This is a genomic window from Mycobacterium sp. 852002-53434_SCH5985345, from assembly GCF_001667155.1.
Taxonomy (GTDB): domain Bacteria; phylum Actinomycetota; class Actinomycetes; order Mycobacteriales; family Mycobacteriaceae; genus Mycobacterium.
On the sequence record NZ_LZIE01000024.1, the window covers coordinates 186,456 to 209,779 of the forward strand.

Here is a 23,324-nt window from a genome sequence, read left to right on the forward strand (position 1 = left end):
AGATGCTTACTGGCGATAGCCGACCAGGAAGTTGCCCAGCCGCTCGATCGCCGCGGCCAGGTCGCGGGCCCACGGCAGCGTCACGATGCGCAGGTGATCCGGTGCCGGCCAATTGAATCCGGTGCCCTGGGTGACCAGGATCTTCTCCTGCAGCAGCAGGTCGAGGACGAGCTGTTCGTCGTCGGTGATGTCGTAGACCTCGGGGTCCAGCCGGGGGAAGGCGTACAGCGCGCCCTCGGGTTTGACGCAGGACACCCCGGGAATCTCGTTGAGTTTCTCCCAGGCGACGTCGCGCTGCTCGAGCAGCCGCCCGCCGGGCAGCACCAGGTCTTCGATGCTCTGGTGGCCACCGAGGGCCACCTGGATCCCGTGCTGGGCCGGGACGTTGGGGCATAGCCGCATGTTGGCCAGCAGGTTGATGCCCTCGATGAAGCTCTCCGCATGGTCCTTGGGGCCGGTGATCGCCAGCCATCCCGCGCGGTAGCCGGCAACCCGGTAGGCCTTGGACAGCCCGTTGAACGTGAGGCACAACACGTCGTGGGCCAGCGAGGCCACGTTGATGTGCTTGGCGTCGTCGTAGAGGATCTTGTCGTAGATCTCGTCGGCGAGCAGCAGCAGTTCGTGCTTGCGCGCCAGTTCCACCATCTGGGTGAGGACCTCGCGGCTGTAGACCGCGCCGGTCGGGTTGTTCGGGTTGATGATGACCAGCGCCTTAGTGCGCTCGGTGATCTTGGACTCCAGGTCGGCGATGTCGGGCTGCCACGCCTGCGTCTCGTCGCACAGGTAGTGCACGGGCGTGCCGCCGGCCAACGACGTCGACGCCGTCCACAGCGGGTAATCCGGCGACGGGATCAATACCTCGTCGCCGTTGTCGAGCAGGGCCTGCAGCGTCATCGTGATCAGCTCGGAGCACCCGTTGCCCAGGTAGACGTCGTCGACGTCGAAGCGGGGGAAGCCCTCGACCAACTCATAACGGGTGACCACCGCCCGGCGCGCGGGCAGGATGCCCTGCGAGTCGGAGTAGCCCTGCGCGTACGGCAGCGCCTGGATCATGTCGCGCATGATCACGTCGGGTGCCTCGAAGCCGAACGGCGCCGGGTTGCCGATGTTGAGCTTGAGGATGCGGTGCCCTTCGGCCTCCAGCCGCGCGGCGTGCTGGTGCACCGGGCCGCGGATCTCGTATAGGACGCCCTGGAGCTTGGACGACTGCGCGAAGACACGCTGCCGGTGGTGCGCGGACGCGTTCAGGGGCAGCTGGTGAGTGGTCACGTCATCAATGGTGCCACTTGTGTCCACCGAAATTTGCTGTCAAGCCGCAAAATCCCAGGTCAGCGCTTACCCGGTGGACGGGCCCCGCGCGCGATACCCAGCCCCTTCACCGGCGGGCCGGACGGTGCGTCTTCGCCGTCGGCCTCCTTTGCCGGCTCCGCTTTCGGCGCCGGCTCGGGCTCGGCTGCTTCGGGCTGGGCCTCGGCCTTGGGCGCCTCGGCGGCCGGCGCGGCCTTCTTGGCGCCGGGTCGTTTCGCGCCCGCGGCGATGCCCAGGCCCTTGACCGGCGCCGCGGGCGCCTTGTCCTCGGCCTTGCCCTCGTCGGCGGCCGCCTTGGGCTCGGCTTGTTCGGGCTGAGCCTCGGCCTTGGGTGCCTCGGCGGCCGGCGCGGCTTTCTTGGCGCCGGGTCGTTTGGCCCCGGCGGCGATGCCCAATCCCTTGGCTGGGGCGGCAGGCGCAGCAGGCGCCTCCGTCTTGGCTTCGGCCTGGGCCGGCGCCGCCTTCTTGGCGCCGGGCTTCTTGGCGCCGCCGGCGATGCCCAGCCCCTTGGCGGGCGCGGCGGGCGCTGCGGACGCGGAGGCCTCGGCCTTGCCGTCGGCGGCGGGCTCGGCCGCCTTCTTACCGGGCTTCTTGGCACCGCCGGCGATGCCCAGCCCCTTGACGGGCGCCGCGGGCGCGGCCTCGGACTTGGGGGCCGCCTCGGCGGGTGCCTCCTCGGATTCCTTGGCCGGTGCCTCGACGGTGGCGGTGGCCTTGGGCGCCTGAGCCGCCCGCTTCTCGGCCTCCTTGGCGGCCGTGCCCTTCTCCGGCAGCGTCGCCTTGTCGTACTCGAGGGACCCGAGCAGCACCTGGGCGACGTCGAGCACCTCGACCCCGCTGCGGCCGGCCTCTTCCTGCCGGTCGTTGACGCCGTCGGTGACCATCACCCGGCAGAACGGGCAGCCGGTCGCGATGGTGGCGGCCCCGGTGGCCAGTGCCTCGTCGACGCGTTCGTGGTTGATCCGCTTGCCGATGTGCTCTTCCATCCACATCCGCGCGCCGCCGGCGCCGCAGCAGAAGCTGCGCTCGGCGTGGCGCGGCATCTCGGTGAGCGTCGCACCCGCGGCCCCGATCAGCTCGCGCGGCGCCTCGTAGACCTTGTTGTGCCGGCCCAGGTAGCAGGGGTCGTGGTAGGTGATGTCTTGGGAGACGGGGGTCACCGGCACCAGCTTGTTGTCGCGGATCAGCCGGTTCAGCAGCTGGGTGTGGTGCAGCACCGAGTAGTTCGAACCCAGCTGCCGGTATTCGCGGCCCAGGGTGTTGAAGCAGTGCGGGCAGGTGACGACGATCTTGCGGTCGACGGTCTCCACGCCCTCGAACACCCCGTCCAGGGTCTCGACGGCCTGGGCGGCCAGCTGCTGGAAGAGGAACTCGTTACCCGAGCGGCGCGCGGAGTCGCCGTTGCAGGTTTCGCCGGTGCCCAGCACTAAGTACTTCACCCCGGCGACGGCCAGCAGTTCCGCGACGGCCTTGGTGGTCTTCTTGGCCTTGTCGTCGTAGGCGCCGGCGCAGCCGACCCAGAACAGATACTCGAAGCCGTCGAAGCTGTCCACGTCCTCGCCGTAGACGGGAACGTCGAAGTCCACCTCGTCGATCCAGTTGGTCCGGTCGGACGCGTTCTGGCCCCACGGGTTGGACTTGGTTTCCAGGTTCTTGAACAGCACCGACAGTTCCGAGGGAAACTCCGATTCCATCATCACCTGGTAGCGGCGCATATCGATGATGTGGTCGACGTGCTCGATGTCCACCGGGCACTGCTCGACGCACGCGCCGCAGGACACGCAGGACCACAGCACGTCGGGGTCGATGACGCCGCCCTGCTCGGCGGTGCCGACCAGCGGCCGGGTGGCCTGCTCCGGGCCGGAGCCCATGACGCGGCCGAAGCCCGACTCGGGGACGTGGTGCGCCTCGGCGTGCTTCTCGCCGGCCAGTTCCTCGCCGATCCCGCCTTCCGGCGTGTTCTCGGCGGGCGATTCCTTATCTCCGAGGATGTAGGGCGCCTTGGCCATCCAGTGGTCGCGCAGGTCCATGATGACGAGCTTGGGAGACAGCGGCTTGCCGGTGTTCCAGGCCGGGCACTGCGACTGGCAGCGACCGCATTCGGTGCAGGTGGCGAAGTCCAGCATGGCCTTCCAGCTGAAGTCCTCGATCTTGCCGCGGCCGAACTCGGCGTCGTCGGGCGGGTTTTCGAAGTCGATCGGCTTGCCGTCGGCCTCGATCGGCAGCAGCGGGCCAAGCCCGTCGGGCAGCCGCTTGAAGATGACGTTGATCGGCGCCGTGAAGATGTGCAGGTGCTTGGAGTGCAGCACGATGATGAGGAAGCCCAGCATGACGGCGATGTGCAGCAGCAGGGCCGTGGTCTCGATGATCTCGTTGGCCGGCTGGCCGAGCGGGCGCAGGATCGCCCCGACGAGCTGCGACAGGAAGGCGCCGTTGCCGTAGGGCAGCGTGCCGTTGTTGACCGCCGACCCGCGGACCAGGACGTAGGTCCAGATGACGTTGAAGATCATGAACAGCACCAGCCACGCGCCGCCGGTGTGTGAGCCGTAGAACCGTGACGAGCGGCCGATCTCGCGCGGGCTGCGCATGAGCCGGATGATGGCGAAGGTGGTGATGCCGAGGAAGACGGCGGTCGCGAAGAAGTCCTGCAGGAAGCCGAGCGCGTCCCAGCGCCCGATGATCGGGATGTGGAAGTTGTCCTGGAACAGCAGACCGTAGGCCTCGATGTAGACCGTGAGCAGGATGAAGAAGCCCCACATGGTGAAGAAGTGGGCCAGGCCGGGGATCGACCACTTGAGCAGGCGACGCTGCCCGAAGACCTCGGAGAGCTCGGCCCAGATTCGCTTGCCGGGCTCGTCGGTGTGCCCCGGAGCGGGCTTCCCGGACGTGATCAGCTTGAACAGCCACAGGACCCGTCGTCCGGCGAGCGCGGCCACGACCAGCGTCATGCCCATGCCCACGATGAGTCTGATCAGCATCTGCGTGGTCACAGAAGGTCTCCCCAATGCATCTTTGATTCAGCCTGCGAATTGTTTGCCTGCTTAGCCCTGCTCATAGTTACATCTCCGCAGCTTTCGCCGCGAGAAAGGCTGCCCTAACTTAGAAGTCCGCCGGCGTCCGTGGCCTGCGTTGTTGGCGAGCCCGGTGTGACCCTCATCGCCGTGACCGGCCGCGTCAGCCCCGCGGTACGAAGGGCGGCAGCAGCGGCCGGAACCGGGTCGTCGTGGGGGGTGCGGCCGTGGTGGTCGCCTGCGACGTCGTGGGCGGCGCGGTGGTAGTCGTCGGCGGGGCCGTCGTCGTCGTGGTGGTCGGCGGCGGCGTCGTGGTGGTGGTTGTCGTCGGTGGCTCGGTTGTCGTGGTGGTCGGCGGCTGCAAGGACGACGACGACGGCGGTGGCGGTGGCGGTGGGAGGACCGTCTCGGTGGTGCTGCCGTTCGGCTGGGTGATGGTCACGGTTTGCGACGTTTGCGGGGGAGCCGGCGTGTTCGGCGGGGTGGTGTTGACCGGGTGGGATTTGGGGCGGCCGAGGGTCAGGGCCAACACGATGGCTACCAGCACCGCCGCGGCCGCCCCCGCCACCAGCAGGACCAGCGCGGTGCGTTTGTACCAGGGCAGCGGGCCCTCTTCCGCGGCGTAGCGATCGCCGTCCGCGTAGCCCGAATCCGTTGCCTCCCGGGAGTACTCGCCCGTGGCGTCGCGCCCGGTGTAGGGCACCGGCTCGTCGCCGCCGTCGACGTCCTGGGACCAGGCCAGGGCGCCGTCCACATCGGTGGCCTGGGCGGCCGACGCGGCCTGGGTCATGTCGATCCCGGCGTTGCCGACCATCTCGGTCGGCGTTTCCACGACGGCGCCCGCGGCGGTCGGGACCCCGGCCGACGTCTGCTGCTCGCCGAGCGCCGACGCTCCGATGGCCGCGCTGACCGCGGGCTGCGGCGGGGTGTGCACCGGCACCTGAAAACGCTCCGACAGCCGCGCGGCGAGCAGCGGGATGCCGGCGCCGCCGCCGACCGCCGCCACGGCGGCCAGCCTGCCCCTCGCAATCCCGTTGCGGCGCAGGGCTTCTTCCAGGGTGCCCAGGAACCGGTCCAGCGGTTCGGAGATCAGTTGCTCCAGCTCGGCGCGGGACAGCTGCGCGGTCGAGCCCGGAGCAATCGCGACGGAGGCCGTCGCGGCGGTCGACAGTTGCTCCTTGGCGCGCCGGCATTCAGCGAGCAGGCGGCTCTGCGAGCCGATCCGCACGGTGTTGCCCAGGTCGGCCATGGTGTCGTCGGAGGCTCGCAGGCGGCCGAGCACGAGCTGATCGATCGCGTCGCCGGAGAAATCGGCGGATCGCACCGTCGGGCCGACGCGGGTGAAGTTGGACCCGGCGTCCATCAGCGTGACGCTGGTGCCGCTGGCGCCGAAATCGCACAGCGCGACGACCCCGGCGGACGGGAATCCCGGTCTGCCGCGCAGCGCCGCGAGCGCGGCGGTGGCGTCGGACACCAGCACCGGCGCCACGCCACCGCGGGCGAGATCGGGCTGGGCGAAGAATTCCTCACGCAGCGCGGTGAACTGGGCGTCGGACCAGTACGCGGGGACGGCAATGGTGATCGGGGTGCCGTAGCCGACGGTCCGCGCCATGGCCTCGATCGCCTCGACCGTCAGCACCTCCCCGAGGTACTTCGTTCCGTCGGCAGCCACCAGCGGGGACCGGTCGCCGACGCGCTCGACGAATCCGCGCAGCACCATCCCGTTTTCGGTCAAATTCGGGTTTTCCTCCGGCAGGCCAACTTCGGTCGGCCGGCGTTCGAAGAGCGTCAAAACGGCACTGCGGACCACCGGCGGCCTGCCCGCGCGGGCAGCCACCAGGTTGGCCGCCCCAATCGACAGCCCGAGCGACTCGCTCATGCCCCGCACCCCACTTCCGATCGCCCGGTGGTCCTCACCATAGCGGCCGACGGGGTCAGCGCAGGCCGGGCGGGACCGTGATCGCCGTGGGCACCCCCGGAATCGTGATCACCGAGGGTACCTGCGGCAGGTGATGCTTATGCGTTGGTTCCTGCTGACTCGGCTGGCGCGTGGGCTGCTGCGTCGGTTGCTGTGCCGGCGCCTCGGCGGCGCTGCTGGTGGTCGGAGTCGTGGTGGTGGTCGGCGCGGTCGTGGTCGCGGTGGTGGTCGTCGTGCTCGTGCGGCTGGTGCCCGGCGACGGGCTGGTGCCTTGTCCGCCCTGCAGCAGCTCGGTGATGCCGTAGACGATCAGCGCGATCAGGATCGCGACGAACACCAGCCAGGCGATGAGCAGCGGGGGCTTGCGGTACCAGGGAGTGGGTTCGGCCTCCAGGCCGTCGAACGCCTCGGGCTGCTCGAACCCCTCGGGCGGGTTCGCCCGGGGTTCGCCGGTGGTCGGCTGCTCAGCGACGCCGTAGTCGGCATGCCGGGTCGCCTGTTCGTGGAAGTCGTCGGGTGGGCCGTTGCGTGCCACGGCACCGATGGTACTGACACCGCCTGCCAGCCTCCTGAGCGCGCCTTCATAACGTGTCGATCTTGCCGAGCGCGTCCCGGACGCGTCCCCGCGCCCGGTCGAGGCGGGCGGCGGCCTCGGCCGCGTCGACGCCGGCGAGCAACGCGACGATCGCGGTCTTGGCATGACCGCCCGCGGCGGCCAGTGCGGCGGCCGCGTTCTCCTCGTCGACGCCGGCCGCGTCGCGCACGATGCGCACCGCACGGCGGCGCAGCTTCGCGCTGGTCGGCCGCACGTCCACCATCCGCGGTCCGTACGCCTTGCCGAGCGCGATCATCACGCTCGTCGAGAGCGCGTTGAGCACGACCTTCTGCGCCGTTCCCGCGGTCAGCCGGGTGGACCCGGCGAGAACCTCAGGGCCGGTGAGCAATTCGATCACCACATCGGCAGATGCCGCGCCGCCGGGGTTGTTGACGATCGCGACGGTCAGCGCGCCCGCCGCGCGCGCGTGCTCGAGGGCCCCCAGCACATACGGCGTGCGGCCCGACGCCGTAATCCCGACGAGCGCGTCGGCGGCGGTCAGGTCGGCGAGATCGGTTGGCTCAAAGGCGTCTTCGGCACCCTCGATCGCCTTGGTCAGCGCCGCCGGGCCGCCGGCGATCACACCGCGCACGAGGTCGGTATCGAACGTCGGCGCGCACTCGGCCGCGTCGAGCACACCGAGCCGCCCGGGAGTTCCGGCACCGGTGTAGATAAGGCGGCCCCCGTGCTCGAGCCTCGCGGCGATCGCTTCGGCCGCCGCCGCGATCCGCGGGACCGCCGCCGCCACCGCGGCGTGCGCCTCGCCTTCGGCGGCGACGAGCAGCGCGACAACCTCCCCGATGGGCCGCGCGTCCAGGTCGTGCAGGCCCGGACGCACGGCTTCGGTCGCGAGCGTGTCGAGTCCTTGCACGGCAGGGGTTTTCGGTGCCGCCTGCACACGGATGACGTGCGGCTCGTGGATCGGGCCCAGCCGCAGCGCCCCGTCGAGCGCGTCGCCGACGGCGGGGACGAGGTCGAGCTTCTCCCGCAGCGCTTTGTACCCGGCCAGGCCGCCGACCATCGCGACCGGGAAGTCCCCGGCCGCGCGAGCGGTCGCGGCGAGCGCCTCGGCGGCCGCGCCGACGATCGCCAGCGCGGCGGCGTCGCCCTGCGCGGCAAGCACGTCGGGTGCGAAGGACGCGAGCGCGGCGGCGCCGGTGAGCTGCGCGGGCCAGGTCCGCGGCGCGCCGAAGCGGGCGCGGGCGGCGTCGAGCAGCGTGGTGGACGGGCCGCGGCCGTCGTGCGCGCGCAGCGCCGCGCGCAGCCCGGCGGCGCCGATCCACGCGCCGCCGCCCTCGTCGCCCAGCCACGGGCCCCAGCCGTCGGCGCGCCGCCACCGACCCTCCGCATCGATCGCGAGCGCCACGACGCCGGTGCCCGCGATCAGCACGACGCCCGCCTGTCCGTTCAGGGCGCCGGCGTGCGCGGTCACGGCGTCGCTGGTCACCGCGACGCGCTCCGCCCGAAGCGAGGTCAGCAGCGCGTCGCCCAGCGCGCGCGCCGCATCCGGAGCCGCCTCCGCCCCGGCGGCGCCGACGATCACCTCGTCAACTGCGCCGAACTGGCGTGCGACGTTCAGGATCGCCGCCTCCGCGGCCCGCACACCGCCCGGCGCCGCGAGCCCCGGCGCGCCCGGCCCCTCCGCCCTGCGGCCGCATGCCGAAGCCCGGCACGACGTCTTACCCAAGTCGACGGCGAGGATCACCGCACCCATCCTTTATCGGCCCGGGCCGGGTGTCGACTGCCGGGCAGACTGGTGTGGTGGAGCGGGCGTTGCTGACCGTGGGGCACGGGACAGCCGACCGTGAGCGGCTAGCGGAGTTGCTTGCCGGCGCCGGAGTTGCGCTGGTGGTGGACGTGCGGCGATATCCGGCCAGTCGGACGAATCCCGACGTGCGTCGGGAGGCCCTGGAAAGCTGGCTGCCCCAACACGGCATCGACTACCGGTGGGAGCCGCGCCTGGGCGGGCGGCGTCACATCGCGGCCGGAGAACCCGAGCCGGACAGCTGGTGGACGGTGGCCGCATTCCGGGCGTACGCCGCATACACCCGTACGCCGGAGTTCGACGCGGCGCTGGACGAGGTCCTGGCCGACGCCACCCGGCGCACCACCGCGGTGATGTGCAGCGAGAGCGTCTGGTGGCGCTGCCACCGGCGGCTGATCGCCGACGTGGCACTGCTGGGCCGTTCGGTGCCGGTGCAACACCTCATGCCGGACGGCCGCCTGCGCCCACACCGCCCCGCCGACGGCGCTCGCCGCCGCTCCGACAGCCACCTGGTATGGGACGGCTGAGTTGCTCCGGCCTTTAGAACGTGTTGACCTTGTCGACGCTGACGAACATGCCGTGCCCGGTGCGGTCATTGGTGAAACGGGTGCCGTCGGCGGTGGCGTTGATCGTCCAGCCCGCGGCGTTGTAGGTCTTGTAGTCGATCTGGACGGCGGGGATGGCGCCCAGGTTTCCCAGCACCCACTGAACCTTGCCGCCGGAGTCCACGCTGACGCCGTTGGCGTGCTCGCCGTCTTGCATGGGCGAGTTGGTGAAGGGCGCCTCGCAGCCGACGGTGGCCTTGTTGATCTGGCAGCGCGTGGTGCCCGACTTGGTTTCGATGAACACGTAACCGTTCTGGTCGGGCGGGAGCGGGATGGCGCCAGCCGGTGCGGTCGGGTTCGCCGGTGTCGTCGGCAGGCCGGGGGCCGGGCTGGCGGTGGGCGCCGGCGACGACGCGCTGGGCCTGGGGGTGGGGAACGTGGGCTCGACCGGCCCCGCCCCCGGCGCGGCGACGGGCCGCCCCGCGACGGTGGACGAACAGGCGTCGATCAGCACGGGACTGACCAGCACCGGCGCGATCAGCAGGGATCCACCGGCCAGGCCCCACCGTGCCCTTTGCGAAAACCGCACGCGCCACTCCCGATTATCAGCAATATCGGGAAATCAGATTACGCGCGAAGTGACGAAACCCCCGGTAACCGCGCACCTATCGATGCGGCCCCGATGGTGAAGCTTTACCGCTGCGTGACCGATTGTGTCTCGGCGGCGCGGCGGGCGGCCGCGACGATGCCCTGGTAGCCGGTGCACCGGCAGAAGTTGCCCGACAGGCCTTCCCGGATCTCGTGGTCGCTGGGGTCGGGGTTGTCGCGCAGCAGCGCGGTCAGCGACATCACGAAACCTGGCGTGCAGAAGCCGCATTGCAGCCCGTGGCACTCTCGCAGCGCCGATTGCACGGGCGACAGGGTGCCGTCCGGCGCGGCGACGCCCTCGACCGTCGTCACCTCGGACCCGTCGGCCTGCACCGCGAACATCAGGCACGAGCGCACGGCCTCGCCGTCGACCAGCACCGTGCACGCCCCGCACGCCCCGTGCTCGCAGCCCAGGTGCGTGCCGGTCAGCCCGCACTTGTCCCGCAGGAAGTCCGCCAGCGTCATCCGGGGTTCCACCCCGGCCGTGATTTCAGTTCCGTTGATGGACAGCTGGATTGGGTGTTCACGCATTGCTGGCCCCCAGGGCTTCGGCTATCGCTTGTGTCCATGCGCGCGCGGCCATGGTGGCACCGACCTTCAACCGGTAGGACGCCGACCCTTGCAGGTCGTTGGGAATGTCGTCGAGCCCGCTCGTCGCGGCCTCGCCGATCTCCTCGGGCACCAGCTCGCCGACCGGCCTGCCCACGGCGGCGACCTCGGCCGCCGTCGCGCGCCGGACCGTGGACCCCATGCCCAGCAGCCCGATCGCGCAGCGCGACACCCGGTCGCGGTCGTCGAGCTGGACGGCGACCAGGGCGCCGGCGATCGCGAAATCGCCGTGGCGGCGCGAGAATTCCTCGACGGCGAACCCGGATCTGCCGTCCCACACGGGGAACCGCACCCCGGTCAGCACCTCATCGGAATCCATGGTGGTCTCCCACACCCCGGCGAAGAAATCGGCGGCCGCGATCTCGCGCCGCCCGCGTGGCGACTGAACCTCCATCACCGCATCCAGGGTCAGGGCGACCGCCGGGTATTCGCCCGCGGCGTCGGCATGGGCGATCGACCCGCCGAGGGTGCCCCGGTTGCGGATCTGGAAATGCCCGACGAATGGCGTCACCCGGGTCAACAGCGGAACCGCTTGGCGCACTTGCTCGTCGGCGCCGACGGTGGTCTCGGTGGTGCCCGCGCCGATCCACATTTCTGAGCCCCTGCGCTCGATGCCCTGCAGCTCGGGCAGCCGGGAGATGTCGATCAGATGGTCGAAGTAGGCCAGCCGCATCGCCAGCATCGGCACCAGGCTCTGGCCGCCGGCAAGGATTTTCGCGTCGTCCCCCAACTCAGCCAGCAGTCCCACGGCGTCGTCGATGGTGTCGGGGCGGTGGTATTCGAACGCGGACGGTTTCACCTGTTCCCCCGTTCCAGCTGGGCGGCGATCGACGCCGGGCTGGCCGGCAGCCGGGTGATCGTCACACCCAGCGGTGCGAGCGCGTCGTTGATGGCGTTGATCACCGCCGGCACCGAGCCGATCGCCCCGCCCTCGCCGGCGCCCTTGTAGCCGCCGGGCCCCGGCCCGGGAATCTCGACGTGACCGAATTCGATCGGCGGCACCTCGGTGGCCGTGGGCAGCAGGTAGTCGACGAAAGTCGTTGCCAGCGGGTTGCCGTCGTCGTCGTAGACCATGTCCTCCATCAGTGCACCGCCGATGCCCTGCACCGTTCCGCCCGCGATCTGGCCCTCGACGACCGACGGGTTGATCATCGGCCCGACGTCCTCGCTGACGATGTAGCGCAGCAGCGTCACCTTGCCGGTCGCCACGTCCACCTCACAGGTGCAGGCGTGCGTCGCGTTGGACCAGTGGATGGGGTTGGTCGAATTGAACCGGGCGGTCGCCTCCAGGTTGGCCGACATTCCCGGCGGCAGCTGCTGCGGCGAGTAGTACGCCACGTAGGCCAGCTCGCCGAACGACACCGACTTGGCCGGCTCACCGCGGACGCTCGCCACCGAAAACCCAAGCTCCACTTCCGATTCCGCTACCTTGAGGTGGTGCGCGGCCAGCGCCACGATCTTCTCGCGCAGGATGGCGCCCGCCTCGCTGACCGCCCCCGCGGTCATCGGCGCGCTGCGGCTGCCCTGCGTGCCGGCCCCGTAGGGGGTGACCGCGGTGTCGCCCTGGATGGTGGCCACGTCGTCGATGTCGGCGCCCAGCGCATCGGCGGTCAGCTGAACGACGGTGGTCTCGATGCTGTTCCCGCTCGAGCCGCCGTTGACGTAAACGTTGATCTTGCCGGTCGGCTCCATACGGATGGTGGCGCCTTCGGTGGCCAGGTGGCCGGTAGCGGCGCCGGTCGGCTCGATGTAGGCCGAGAAGCCAAGGCCCAGGTAGCGGCCCCGCGCCAGCGCCTCGGCCTGCTCTTTGCGAAACCCTTCGTGGTCAAGGATTTTCACCGCCTGCTCGAAGGTTTCGATCGGGGCGACGTGGTCGTACGGCATGCCGTTGGGGTTGACGTACGGCATCTCGTCGCGGCGCAACAGGTTTCGGCGGCGCAGCTCCACCGGGTCGATGTTCATCTTGCGGGCGGCGATGTCGAGCAGGATCTCGCGCGCCAGCGTCTCGTACTGCCACGGGCCGCGATAGGCGGCCAGACCGCTGGTGTTGGAGAACACCGTCTTGTAGTTGAAGCTGGCCTTGGGCACCCGGTAGGGGCCCGGGAAGAACATCCCGATGGCGGCCGTCGTCAGGACCGGATACGGCGTGGGGTAGGCGCCGATGTCCTGGACGAAGTCGATGTCCGCGGCCGCGATGTTGCCCTCGGCGTCGAAAGCCATGCGCGCGGTGCCGTCGACGTGCCGGGCCTGCCCGGCCGACATCAGGTTCTCGCGCCGGTCCTCGATCCACTTCAGCGCCGCCGGCACCTTGCGCGCGGCCAGCATGATGCACATGTCCTCGCGCATCGGGACGACCTTCTGGCCGAAGCCGCCGCCGGTGTCGCGCATGATGACCCGAACACGTTGCGCCGCAATGCCTAACAGGCGGGCGCAGAACGCCCGCAGTTCGTGTGGGGTCTGGGTGGACGCCCACATGGTGAGTTCTCCTGTGGCGGCTGTCCATTCGACGACCAGGCCGCGGGTCTCGATCGGCACCGGCGCGTAGATCTGCTGATAGATGCGCTCTTTGACGACGCACGGCGCGTCGGCGAACAGCTCTTCGTCGGGCGGGGCCCCGCCCATCCCGCCGGCGACGTTGTTCGGGTAGGCGTCGTGCACCAGCACATCGGAGTCCTGGGCCCGGGTGAAGTCGCTGACCGCGGGCAGCGGCTCGTAGTCCACGTCGACGAGTTCCAGCGCGTCCTCGGCGACATACCGGCTCTCGGCGACGATGAGCGCGACGGGGTCGCCGACGAACTTGGCCTCGCCCGCGGCCAGCGGCGGCCGCGGGGTGTCCGGCATGTCCTTGCCGGCGACGGCGTGCCACGCCTCTTTCACGTCCGGGTTGAGGTCGTCGGCGGTGAACACCGCGCGCACGCCGGGCAGCCCCAGCGCGGCCGAGGCGTCGATGCCGTTGATGCGCGCCCGCGCGAACGGGCTGCGCACGAAGCAGGCGTGCAGCATGCCGGGCCGCGCGATGTCGTCGACGAAGCTGCCGCGGCCGGTCAGCAGCCGGCCGTCCTCCACCCGCTGGACGCGGGTGCCGGCGTACCGGGGCGCCGGGGTGACGGCTCGCCCTTGCACGTCCTGACTCATCACGCTCCATCCGATGCCGTGCATAGCGAAGTTATCGCTTTGGGAGAAGTGCAATGTCATCATAGGAGAGTGGGGTTACCGGAGTCGACCTCTCCACCACACAGCGTCGGAGTCCTGCTGGCCGCGGGCGCCGGGCGGCGCTATGGCAAGCCGAAGGTGCTGGTCGAGGGCTGGCTGCAGACCGCGGTCGACGCCTTGCGCGCCGGGGGCTGCGCCGACGTCGTCGTCGTACTGGGCGCCGCCCAGGTCCCCGCCCCGGTCGGGGCTGTCGCGGTCACCGCGCCGCGGTGGCACGACGGGTTGAGCGCCTCGGTGCGCACCGGCCTGGAGCAGGCCGGCCGCGTGGGCGCGGATTACGCCGTGCTGCACGTCGTCGACACCCCCGACGTCGGTTCCACCGTGGTGGCGCGGGTGCTCGGCCGCGCGATCGCGTCCCCCAGCGGGCTGGCGCGCGCCGTGTTCGGTGACCGACCGGGCCACCCGGTGGTGATCGCGCGCCGGCACTGGCCCGAGGTCCTGTCGCACATCTCCGGTGATCGCGGCGCCGGGGCGTACCTGCGCACCCGGCACGACGTCGAGGTCGTCGACTGCGTGGACCTCGCCGGCGGTCAGGACATCGACGAGCCTTAGATCGCGGCGGATGGGTCGGCGGCCGGCAGCGCGGCGTCTTGGGCGGCGGCCCGCACGCGATGGCGGACCAGATACCAGCCGCCGATCAGCCCCGGAATCCCGAGGGCCATCGCGCCGAGCAACCACGGGCCTTGGACCTTGTCCAACAGCATCAGGACCAGGACGCCGGCCAGGAAGGCCAGCGTCAGGTAGCCGCTGTAGGGCGCCAGCGGCATCCGGAAGTGCGGCCGTTGCAATGTTCCGGCGCGCGACAGCCGGTAGAACCGCAGCTGGCTCGCCACGATCGTGCCCCAGGCCACCACCACGCCGACGGCGGCGATGTGGAGCACGATTTCGAACGCCTGGCTCGGTTTGACGGCGTTGAGCACGATGCCCAAGAGGCCGACAACGGCGGTGAGGAGGATTCCGCCGTAGGGCACGCCGTTCTTCGTCATCGGTGCGGTGAACTTCGGGCCGCTGCCGTTGATCGCCATCGACCGCAGGATGCGGCCGGTGGAGTAGAGCCCGGCATTCAGGCTGGACAGCGCCGCGGTCAGGACGACGAGGTTCATCACGCTGCCCGCCCCGCCGAACCCGACCTTCGAGAAGAACGTCACGAACGGGCTCACGTGGTCCCGGTAGGCGGTGTGTGGCAGCAGCAGGGCCAGCAGGATCGTCGACCCGATGTAGAAGATGGCGATGCGAAACACCACCGAGTTGATCGCGCGCGGCATGATCTTGTGCGGGTTCGCGGTCTCGCCGGCCGCGATGCCGACGAGTTCGACGGCGGCGTAGGCGAAGACCACCCCCGAGGTGACGAGCACCAGGGGCAGCAGGCCGGCCGGCAGGAGGCCGCCATGGCTCTCCCACAGCGCCACGCCGGGATCGTGACCGTCGACCTTGAAGCGGCCGACCAGGAAGACGATGCCGACGACGAGGAACGTCACCAGGGCGAGCACCTTGATCAGCGAGGCCCAGAATTCCAGCTCGCCGAACAGCTTGACCGAGATCAGGTTCATCGCCAGCACCATGACCAACGCGATCAACGCCAGCGTCCACTGCGGGACGGCCTGAAACGCCGTCCAGTAGTGGCAGTAATGCGCGATCGCGGTGGTGTCCACGATCCCGGTCATCGCCCAGTTGACGAAGTACAGCCAGCCCGCGGCGAAAGCGGCCTTCTCGCCGAAGAATTCCCGGGCATAGGACACGAAAGATCCCGACGAAGGGCGGTACAGCACGAGTTCGCCGAGGGCGCGCAGGATCAAGAACACGAAGATGCCGCAGATCCCGTACACCAGGAACAGCCCCGGCCCCGCCGACGCGAGCCTTCCGCCGGCGCCCAGGAAAAGACCCGTTCCGATGGCCCCGCCCAGGCCGATCATCTGTACCTGGCGGTTCGTGAGCCCCTTGTGATAGCCCGCGTCTTCGCGGGTGAGCCGCGCGGCGGCGCTGTCGAGCTGTGCCATCAAGCTCCTGCCGGGGGTGGCTCCAGGGAAGCTCAGGTTAACCCATCGGCGAGCCGCCGGCCTCGCTGTGCGGCTGCCGGTCCTTCGAGGGCCGTTGGTCGCCGCGCACTTTTTCGGTGCCCCGGGAACAAGACGGCGAGGTGCGCCGTTAGCATGATCAAGAAGTTGAGCGAACCAGACTCAATGCTGGGTTGACACCGCGGTGTCGCCAAGAGCAGTCTTGAGCGGGGTTCACTCAGCATAGTGGCACCAAGAAGGCTCTACTCAATCAGGAGGAATCACTATGGCTCGTGCGGTCGGTATCGACCTCGGGACCACCAACTCCGTCGTCGCAGTTCTCGAGGGCGGTGACCCCGTCGTCGTCGCCAACTCCGAGGGCTCACGGACGACCCCGTCCATCGTCGCGTTCGCGCGCAACGGCGAGGTGCTCGTCGGCCAGCCCGCCAAGAACCAGGCGGTGACGAACGTCGACCGCACCATCCGTTCGGTCAAGCGGCACATGGGCACCGACTGGTCCATCGAGATCGACGACAAGAAATACACCGCGCAGGAGATCAGCGCGCGTGTGCTGATGAAGTTGAAGCGCGACGCGGAGGCGTACCTCGGTGAGGACATCACCGACGCCGTCATCACCGTGCCGGCGTACTTCAACGACGCCCAGCGCCAGGCGACCAAGGAAGCCGGCCAGATCGCCGGCCTGAACGTGCTGCGCATCGTCAACGAGCCGACCGCGGCCGCGCTGGCCTACGGCCTGGACAAGGGCGAGAAGGAACAGACCATCCTGGTCTTCGACCTCGGTGGCGGCACGTTCGACGTCTCGCTGCTCGAGATTGGCGAGGGCGTGGTCGAGGTCCGTGCCACCAGCGGTGACAACCACCTCGGTGGCGACGACTGGGACGACCGGGTCGTCGAGTGGCTCGTCGACAAGTTCAAGGGCACCAGCGGCATCGACCTGACCAAGGACAAGATGGCGATGCAGCGGCTGCGTGAGGCCGCCGAGAAGGCCAAGATCGAGCTCTCGAGTTCGCAGGGCACCTCGATCAACCTGCCCTACATCACCGTCGACGCGGACAAGAACCCGCTATTCCTCGACGAGCAGCTGACCCGCGCCGAATTCCAGCGCATCACACAGGATCTGCTGGACCGCACCCGTCAGCCGTTCCAGTCGGTGATCAAGGACGCCGGCATCTCGGTCTCCGAGATCGACCACGTGGTGCTGGTGGGTGGTTCCACCCGCATGCCCGCGGTGTCCGAGCTGGTCAAGGAGATGACCGGCGGCAAGGAGCCCAACAAGGGCGTCAACCCCGATGAAGTTGTGGCGGTGGGAGCGGCTCTTCAGGCAGGTGTGTTGAAGGGTGAAGTGAAAGATGTTCTGCTGCTTGACGTTACGCCGCTGAGCCTGGGCATCGAGACCAAGGGTGGCGTGATGACCAAGCTCATCGAGCGCAACACCACGATCCCCACCAAGCGGTCGGAGACCTTCACCACGGCCGACGACAACCAGCCGTCGGTGCAGATCCAGGTCTATCAGGGTGAGCGCGAAATCGCTTCGCACAACAAGCTGCTCGGCTCCTTCGAGCTGACCGGCATCCCGCCGGCTCCGCGCGGCGTCCCGCAGATCGAGGTCACCTTCGACATCGACGCCAACGGCATCGTGCACGTCACGGCCAAGGACAAGGGCACCGGCAAGGAGAACACGATCAAGATCCAGGAGGGCTCCGGCCTGTCCAAGGAGGAGATCGACCGGATGATCAAGGACGCCGAGGCGCACGCCGAGGAGGACCGCCAGCGTCGCGAGGAGGCCGACGTTCGCAACCAGGCCGAATCGCTGGTCTACCAGACGGAGAAGTTCGTCAAGGAGCAGCGCGAAGCCGAGGGCGGGTCGAAGGTTCCCGAGGAGACGCTGTCCAAGGTCGACGGCGCCATCGCCGAGGCCAAGACGGCCCTGGGCGGCACCGACATCGCCGCGATCAAGGCGGCGATGGAGAAGCTGGGCCAGGAGTCCCAGGCGCTCGGACAGGCGATCTACGAGGCCACCCAGGCCGCGGGCGGCGCGGAGGCCGGTGCAACCGGCGGACCGTCGGGCTCGGCCGACGACGTCGTGGACGCGGAGGTGGTCGACGATGACCGGGAGTCCAAGTGACGGACGGAAATCAGGAACCGGTAACGGTCACCGACAAGCGGCGGATCGACCCCGAAACGGGTGAGGTGCGCCACGCCCCTCCCGGCCCAGAGCCGGGAGGGGGCACGTCGTCCTCCGGGGATTTTGCGGGCGAAAGCCCCGAGGAGGCCGGCAAGGCCGCCGAATTGCTGGGCGACCTGCAACGGGTCCAGGCCGACTTCGCCAACTACCGCAAGCGTGCGCTGCGCGACCAGCAGGCCGCCGCGGACCGCGCCAAGGCCGCCGTCGTCAGCCAATTGCTGGGCGTGCTCGACGATCTCGAGCGGGCGCGCAAGCACGGCGACCTGGAGTCCGGCCCGCTGAAGTCGGTGGCCGACAAGCTGGACAGCGCCCTGACCGGACTCGGTCTGGTGGCGTTCGGCGAGGAAGGCGAGGACTTCGACCCGGTGTTGCACGAAGCCGTGCAGCACGAGGGTGACGGCGGCGACGGCTCCAAGCCGGTGATCGGCACGGTCATGCGGCAGGGTTACAAGCTGGGCGAGCAGGTCCTGCGGCACGCTCTGGTGGGTGTCATTGACACAGTCGCAGACACGGTGCCGGACGACGGCGCCGCGGCGGCGGGGCCGGCCGAATCGGACGATAACCCCGGCGCATCCGGTGAATAGACCACACAATCAGCACAACAACAGAACAGAAAGGTGGAAGGGGGTGACGCGACATGGCCCAGCGAGAATGGGTCGAAAAGGACTTCTATAAGGAGCTGGGCGTCTCCTCTGACGCCAGTCCCGAAGAGATCAAACGCGCTTACCGGAAGCTGGCGCGCGACCTGCATCCGGACGCCAACCCCGACAATCCCGCCGCCGGCGAGCGATTCAAGGCGGTGTCGGAAGCGCACAACGTGTTGTCGGATCCGGCGAAGCGCAAGGAGTACGACGAAACCCGCCGCCTGTTCGCAGGCGGCGGATTCGGCGGCCGCCGGTTCGACACCGGTGGTTTCGGCGGCTTCGGTGCTGGCGGTGACGGCGCCGAGTTCAACCTCAACGACCTGTTCGACGCCGCCGGCCGAAGCGGTGGCGCCAACATCGGTGACCTGTTCGGCGGCTTGTTCGGGCGCGGCGCAAGCGCCCGTCCCAGCCGGCCGCGCCGCGGCAACGACTTGGAGACCGAGACGCAGCTGGACTTCGTCGAGGCCGCCAAGGGCGTGGCGATGCCGCTGCGGCTGACCAGCCCGGCGCCGTGCACGAACTGCCATGGCAGCGGCGCACGTCCGGGCACCAGCCCGAAGGTGTGCCCCACCTGCAACGGTTCCGGCGTGATCAACCGAAACCAGGGCGCGTTCGGCTTCTCCGAACCCTGCACCGATTGCCGGGGCAGCGGCTCGATCATCGAGCACCCCTGTGACGAGTGCAAGGGCACCGGGGTCACCACCCGCACCCGCACCATCAACGTGCGCATCCCGCCCGGCGTCGAGGACGGGCAGCGCATCAGGCTGCCGGGGCAGGGCGAGGCCGGGCTGCGCGGGGCCCCGTCGGGCGATCTGTACGTGACCGTACATGTGCGGCCGGACAAGGTATTTGGGCGCGACGGTGACGACCTCACCGTGACCGTTCCCGTCAGCTTCGCCGAATTGGCCTTGGGCTCTACGATTTCGGTGCCCACGCTGGACGGCAAGGTGGGCGTGCGGGTACCCAAGGGGACCTCCGACGGCCGCATCCTTCGGGTGCGTGGGCGTGGTGTCCCCAAGCGCAGCGGCGGTAACGGGGACCTGCTCGTCACGGTGAAGGTCGCCGTGCCGCCGAACCTGGAGGGCGCGGCCGCCGAGGCGCTGGAGGCTTACGCGGCCGCCGAGCGTGCCAGCGGGTTTGACCCACGCGCGGGATGGGCGGGTAATCGCTGATGGCCAAGAATTCACGAGACGAGTCTCGGACGTTCCTGATCTCGGTCGCCGCCGAGCTGGCCGGCATGCACGCCCAGACCCTGCGTACCTACGATCGCCTCGGCCTGGTCAGCCCGCAACGCACTTCCGGTGGGGGACGGCGTTATTCGGAGCACGACGTCAACCTCCTGCGCGAGGTGCAGCGGCTGTCCCAGGACGAGGGCGTCAACCTCGCCGGCATCAAGCGCATCATCGAGCTGACCAATCACGTCGAGGCGCTGCAGGCGCGTGTGCAGGAACTCACCGAGGAGCTGGCACAGCTGCGCGCCGGCCAGCGCCGCGATCTGGCGGTGGTGCCCAAGAGCACCGCCGTGGTGGTGTGGCAGCCGCGCAGAACGCGCGGCTGATCAGACCCGGATCGAAAACTGGGTGACCGCGGGCTCGCCCGGCCGCGCGCAGCGATAGCCGCCGCGGCGCAACGCGTCGGTCGGCGCGGTCATCGGCTCGAAGCACACGATGCGTTTCGCGGGGTCGTCGCCGGTGGGCGCGAAGATCTGCGTCGCGGGATACCCCCGTTCGAAGTGGACCTCCACGCGCCGCCCGCCCCCCGAGACCGCGAACACCGCGCCGTCGGGCACCTGGTCGTAGGCGTCGTCAAAAGCCTTGTCCCCCAAGGGCTCCGCGAGCGCTGCCGGGAGCTCGGATTCGCCGGTGGGCAGCCCGAGGTCGTCGAGCCGCAGATGCCGCAGCGGCGGCGTCTCGATCACCCACTCGGCGCGCGGCGCGTCGGGGATTTGTAGGTAGGGGTGAAAACCGAAGCACAGCGGGACGGCGCGGGCGCCGGTGGCGGTCACCGTGGTGCGCACCGTCAGCGTCCGCTCGGCCAGCCGCACCGCCAGCGTCAGCACATGCGGATACGGGAAGCTGGCCAGCAATTGCGGGTCGGCGGCGAAATCCAACTCGGCGGTCAACTCGTTGGCCGACTCGGCGGTCACCCGCCAGCCCGGGTAGGCGGCCAGCACGCCATGGATCGGCAACCCGTTCGGATCGGCACGGACACGGTTTTCACCCGGCGTCAGCGTCGCCGTCACGCCTTCGGCCGTATAGGTGTTCTCGCCCAACCGATTCGCCCACGGGTACAGGATCGGGATGCCCATCGTCTTGCCCGCCGCCACGTAGGCGTCCAGCCCGCGCCGTTGCCCGAGCAGCTCCACGCCGGCATCGCTCAGCGAGGTGCCGATCATGCCCGCCTCGGGCACGAACTCCGCGGCCACCGGCGACGCCGGGTCGCGCAGGGTGACGACGCGCATGCTTACCTCCACAGTGGGTCGTGCTGGATATGTTCCGGCGGAGCGCCTTTGGCGATCAGGGCGGCCTTGGTGGCCCGCACCATCGCCGGCCCGCCGCAGATCAGGATCTGCCGGTCGCCCCACCCGCCGTATTTGGTCACCACGTCGGGGAGCCGGCCGGTCTGCCGCACATGCAGGCCGCGTGGCGGCGTGCAGTCGGGATAGTCGGCGGCCCATGCCGGGTCGGCGCTGTACTCCGACACCGGCGACACCGACAGCCATGGATTGTGGGACGCCACCTGCCACAGGGTGGGCAGGTCATAGAGCTCGCAGCGGTAGCGGGCGCCGAAGAACAGGTGCACCCGCGGGTTCACCGCGTACCGGCTCAGGTCCATGATCAGCGCCCGCAGCGGTGCCAGCCCGGTGCTACCGGCGACCATCAGCACGTCGCCGCCGTCCCGGTCGACCCGCAGACCGCCGTGCGGACTGGACAGCCGCCACCGGTCGCCGGGCCGGGTCTCGTTGACGATGGCGGTACTGACCAAGCCGCCGGGCACCACGCGGATGTGGAACTCGATGCCGCCGCCGGGATCCGCCGGGATGGCGGGCGACAGGTACCGCCAGCGGCGCGGGCACTGCGGGACGTGGACGTTGACGTACTGGCCGGCGTGATAGTCCATCGGGCGGTCGAGCTGCAGCCGGACCACCGCAAGGTCGCGGGAGACTCGCATGTGTTCGATGACCGTGCCGTCCCACCAGGCGGGCCCCTCCTCGGCGTCCGCGGCGCCGCGCATCACCCCGACGATCAGGTTGAGCGACTGGTCGGCCGCCTCGTCGACGGAGTCGGTCCAGGCATCGCCGAGATGGGTGCGCAACGTCGACAACAACGCGCGCTGCAACGTGTCGTAATGCTGGGGCAGCACACCGTATTTGCGGTGGTCCCGACCGAGCTGAGCCAGGAAGGCGACCGGTTCCTGGGCGCGCTGGGCGACGAGTTCGCCGTACACCCAGTGCAGGGCGTGGGCGAAAGCGATCCGCTGCCCGCCCATTTCGGGCGGGAACAGGTCGCGTACCGACACGTCCATGCCGAACCAGTGGGTGTAGAACCGGCGGACGAGTTCGTTGCCGGGGCCCGACTCCTGCTGCGCGAAGGCGTCGCGCAGCACCCGCAACGCTTCGGTGTCCTCGAGCCCCACGGGGCCCGATTCTAGGCGCGCCGGCCGTCGGGATATTTTCAACAATTAATGAAATGATACCGTCGTCGTATGCCGTCACCTGCTGCTTCCCCATCCGATGCGCGAAAGCGCAGGGGCCGCCGCCAGGGCGAGCCCGTGTCGAAGGATGTGGTGCTCCGCGCGGCCAAGCAGCGATTCGCCGCCCAGGGCTACGAGAAGACGACGCTGCGTGAGATCGGCGAGGACGCCCACGTGGACGCCGCGATGGTGCTGTACCTGTTCGGGTCCAAGGCCGAGCTGTTCCGTGAGTCGATGCGGCTGGTCCTGGATGGCGGCGTGCTGGTCGCCGCGATGACCGGCGGCTCGCGCGCCGACATCGGCGCCCGGTTGGTGCGGGCCTACCTGCAGATCTGGGACGAGCCGGAGACCGGGCCGACCATGGTCGCCATGATGCACTCGGCGATGCTGAATTCCGACGCGCACGAGGCCTTCCGCGATTTCATGCGCGGTTACGTGATGGCGGCCATCTCCGGCGTCCTGGGTGAGGGTCCGGACACCTTGCTGCGGGCCAACCTCGCCGGCACCAACCTGGTCGGCACCGCGCTGTTCCGCTATGTGATGAAGGTGGGCCCGCTGGCCGATCTCGGCACCGACGAGGTGGTCGCGCTGATCGCGCCCAGCGTGCAGCGCTATCTGACCGCGGACGTGGACGAGCTGGACCTGCCGGCCGGCTATCGCCCGTGACCGGCTCAGCCCTGCTTGACGGTGTTGGTCGTCCCGGCGTTGACGACGTTCGGTGACCCCCAGTGGAAGGTGACCGCGTTGCCGGTCCCGGAGGTGCTGACCGCGTCCGCGCTGTCGACCGCGACGCGGTTGCCGTGGCCGGAGACACTGACGCTGGTGCAGTGCCCGGTGACGGTGACGGTGTTGGTCTGGCCGCTGACTGACAGGTAGCCGCCCTGGCAGCGGATGGTCTTCGACGTGCCGGTGCCGTTGACCTGCAACGTGCCCGACTCCGGGACGGTCGCCGACGGTCCGGCCCCGCCGAGGTCGGTGCGGAACCCGGCTACGGCGAGTCCCGCCAGCGACAGCCCGGCGACCACGATGGCCAGCCGGAACGCGCCGCGGACGCGGCCCGCCTCGGCCCGCTCCTGGTGCGGTTCGGTCTGCGTCATCGCCAGGTGGGTACCCCGCGCACCATATCGTCCAAAACTCGTTAGAGTTGAGCGGAACACACTCAACCTTGACGGCGT

General features: G+C 69.7%; 20 protein-coding genes and 1 pseudogene. 7 read left to right on the forward strand and 14 right to left on the reverse strand.

The window, feature by feature from the left end; all coding sequences use genetic code 11:
- Window positions 1–6: 6 nt before the first annotated feature.
- The 6 genes and pseudogenes from A5756_RS04185 to A5756_RS26685 all read right to left on the reverse strand — a co-directional run.
- Window positions 7–1,296, reverse strand: coding sequence for a pyridoxal phosphate-dependent aminotransferase (locus A5756_RS04185; protein WP_066947575.1), 1,290 nt, complete (start codon window positions 1,294–1,296; stop codon window positions 7–9).
- Between the two features lie 32 nt (window positions 1,297–1,328).
- Entirely contained in the window at window positions 1,329–4,298 is a 2,970-nt protein-coding gene (locus tag A5756_RS04190; protein ID WP_066947579.1) for a (Fe-S)-binding protein, read from the reverse strand.
- 184 nt (window positions 4,299–4,482) lie between these two features.
- A complete protein-coding gene (locus tag A5756_RS04195) occupies window positions 4,483–6,198 on the reverse strand; it encodes an Hsp70 family protein (protein ID WP_066947583.1) in 1,716 nt (571 codons plus the stop codon).
- 55 nt (window positions 6,199–6,253) lie between these two features.
- Window positions 6,254–6,772, reverse strand: a complete 519-nt coding sequence (locus A5756_RS04200) for a hypothetical protein (RefSeq protein WP_066947586.1) — start codon at window positions 6,770–6,772, stop codon at window positions 6,254–6,256.
- 46 nt (window positions 6,773–6,818) lie between these two features.
- Complete coding sequence (murQ, locus tag A5756_RS26680) at window positions 6,819–7,703, reverse strand: N-acetylmuramic acid 6-phosphate etherase (RefSeq protein ID WP_369828584.1); 885 nt, start codon at window positions 7,701–7,703, stop codon at window positions 6,819–6,821.
- A gap of 165 nt (window positions 7,704–7,868) precedes the next feature.
- A pseudogene (locus A5756_RS26685) lies at window positions 7,869–8,546 on the reverse strand (BadF/BadG/BcrA/BcrD ATPase family protein); the annotation flags it as partial.
- A 47-nt stretch (window positions 8,547–8,593) separates the two neighbouring features.
- Here A5756_RS26685 and A5756_RS04210 point away from each other — a divergent pair.
- Complete coding sequence (locus tag A5756_RS04210) at window positions 8,594–9,124, forward strand: DUF488 family protein (RefSeq protein ID WP_066947702.1); 531 nt, start codon at window positions 8,594–8,596, stop codon at window positions 9,122–9,124.
- A 13-nt stretch (window positions 9,125–9,137) separates the two neighbouring features.
- Here A5756_RS04210 and A5756_RS04215 read toward each other — a convergent pair whose 3' ends face one another.
- The 4 genes from A5756_RS04215 to A5756_RS04230 form a co-directional block, all read right to left on the reverse strand.
- Window positions 9,138–9,686, reverse strand: a complete 549-nt coding sequence (locus A5756_RS04215) for a hypothetical protein (RefSeq protein ID WP_369828585.1) — start codon at window positions 9,684–9,686, stop codon at window positions 9,138–9,140.
- 149 nt (window positions 9,687–9,835) lie between these two features.
- Window positions 9,836–10,321: a (2Fe-2S)-binding protein gene (locus A5756_RS04220; protein ID WP_066947591.1), complete on the reverse strand. Its 486-nt coding sequence runs from the start codon at window positions 10,319–10,321 to the stop codon at window positions 9,836–9,838.
- Window positions 10,314–11,198: a xanthine dehydrogenase family protein subunit M gene (locus A5756_RS04225; protein ID WP_066947594.1), complete on the reverse strand. Its 885-nt coding sequence runs from the start codon at window positions 11,196–11,198 to the stop codon at window positions 10,314–10,316. Before A5756_RS04225 ends, A5756_RS04220 begins: the two co-directional genes overlap by 8 nt.
- A complete protein-coding gene (locus A5756_RS04230; RefSeq protein WP_066947706.1) occupies window positions 11,195–13,534 on the reverse strand; it encodes a xanthine dehydrogenase family protein molybdopterin-binding subunit in 2,340 nt (779 codons plus the stop codon). Before A5756_RS04230 ends, A5756_RS04225 begins: the two co-directional genes overlap by 4 nt.
- Before the next feature lie 69 nt (window positions 13,535–13,603).
- Between A5756_RS04230 and A5756_RS04235 the strand changes: the two genes are divergently transcribed.
- Window positions 13,604–14,164, forward strand: a complete 561-nt coding sequence (locus A5756_RS04235) for an NTP transferase domain-containing protein (RefSeq protein ID WP_066947597.1) — start codon at window positions 13,604–13,606, stop codon at window positions 14,162–14,164.
- On the opposite strand, the gene A5756_RS04240 is transcribed toward A5756_RS04235, so the two are convergent.
- Window positions 14,161–15,609: an amino acid permease gene (locus A5756_RS04240; RefSeq protein WP_066947709.1), complete on the reverse strand. Its 1,449-nt coding sequence runs from the start codon at window positions 15,607–15,609 to the stop codon at window positions 14,161–14,163. The genes A5756_RS04235 and A5756_RS04240 overlap by 4 nt on opposite strands.
- A 283-nt stretch (window positions 15,610–15,892) precedes the next feature.
- Here A5756_RS04240 and dnaK point away from each other — a divergent pair, with 283 nt between their 5' ends.
- The 4 genes from dnaK to A5756_RS04260 are packed head-to-tail and all read left to right on the forward strand — an operon-like array spanning window position 15,893 to window position 20,014.
- Window positions 15,893–17,752: a molecular chaperone DnaK gene (gene dnaK / locus A5756_RS04245; protein ID WP_066947600.1), complete on the forward strand. Its 1,860-nt coding sequence runs from the start codon at window positions 15,893–15,895 to the stop codon at window positions 17,750–17,752.
- Window positions 17,749–18,396 (forward strand): nucleotide exchange factor GrpE, encoded by a 648-nt coding sequence (grpE, locus tag A5756_RS04250; RefSeq protein ID WP_066947603.1) that lies wholly within the window; start codon window positions 17,749–17,751, stop codon window positions 18,394–18,396. The genes dnaK and grpE overlap by 4 nt, the downstream gene beginning before the upstream one ends.
- A 53-nt stretch (window positions 18,397–18,449) precedes the next feature.
- Entirely contained in the window at window positions 18,450–19,628 is a 1,179-nt protein-coding gene (dnaJ, locus tag A5756_RS04255) for a molecular chaperone DnaJ (protein ID WP_066947606.1), read from the forward strand.
- A complete protein-coding gene (locus tag A5756_RS04260; RefSeq protein WP_066947611.1) occupies window positions 19,628–20,014 on the forward strand; it encodes a heat shock protein transcriptional repressor HspR in 387 nt (128 codons plus the stop codon). The genes dnaJ and A5756_RS04260 overlap by 1 nt, the downstream gene beginning before the upstream one ends.
- On the opposite strand, the gene A5756_RS04265 is transcribed toward A5756_RS04260, so the two are convergent.
- Together A5756_RS04265 and A5756_RS04270 are read right to left on the reverse strand one after the other, a co-directional pair.
- Window positions 20,015–20,917, reverse strand: coding sequence for an aldose 1-epimerase (locus A5756_RS04265; protein ID WP_066947614.1), 903 nt, complete (start codon window positions 20,915–20,917; stop codon window positions 20,015–20,017). It lies immediately after the preceding gene.
- Window positions 20,918–20,919: 2 nt separating this feature from the next.
- Window positions 20,920–22,092, reverse strand: coding sequence for an FAD-binding oxidoreductase (locus A5756_RS04270; RefSeq protein WP_066947617.1), 1,173 nt, complete (start codon window positions 22,090–22,092; stop codon window positions 20,920–20,922).
- 69 nt (window positions 22,093–22,161) lie between these two features.
- Here A5756_RS04270 and A5756_RS04275 point away from each other — a divergent pair, with 69 nt between their 5' ends.
- Entirely contained in the window at window positions 22,162–22,815 is a 654-nt protein-coding gene (locus A5756_RS04275; RefSeq protein ID WP_082948130.1) for a TetR family transcriptional regulator, read from the forward strand.
- 5 nt (window positions 22,816–22,820) lie between these two features.
- On the opposite strand, the gene A5756_RS04280 is transcribed toward A5756_RS04275, so the two are convergent.
- On the reverse strand, window positions 22,821–23,246 hold the full coding sequence (locus A5756_RS04280; RefSeq protein ID WP_082948129.1) for a DUF3060 domain-containing protein: 426 nt from the start codon (window positions 23,244–23,246) through the stop codon (window positions 22,821–22,823).
- Window positions 23,247–23,324: the final 78 nt, after the last annotated feature.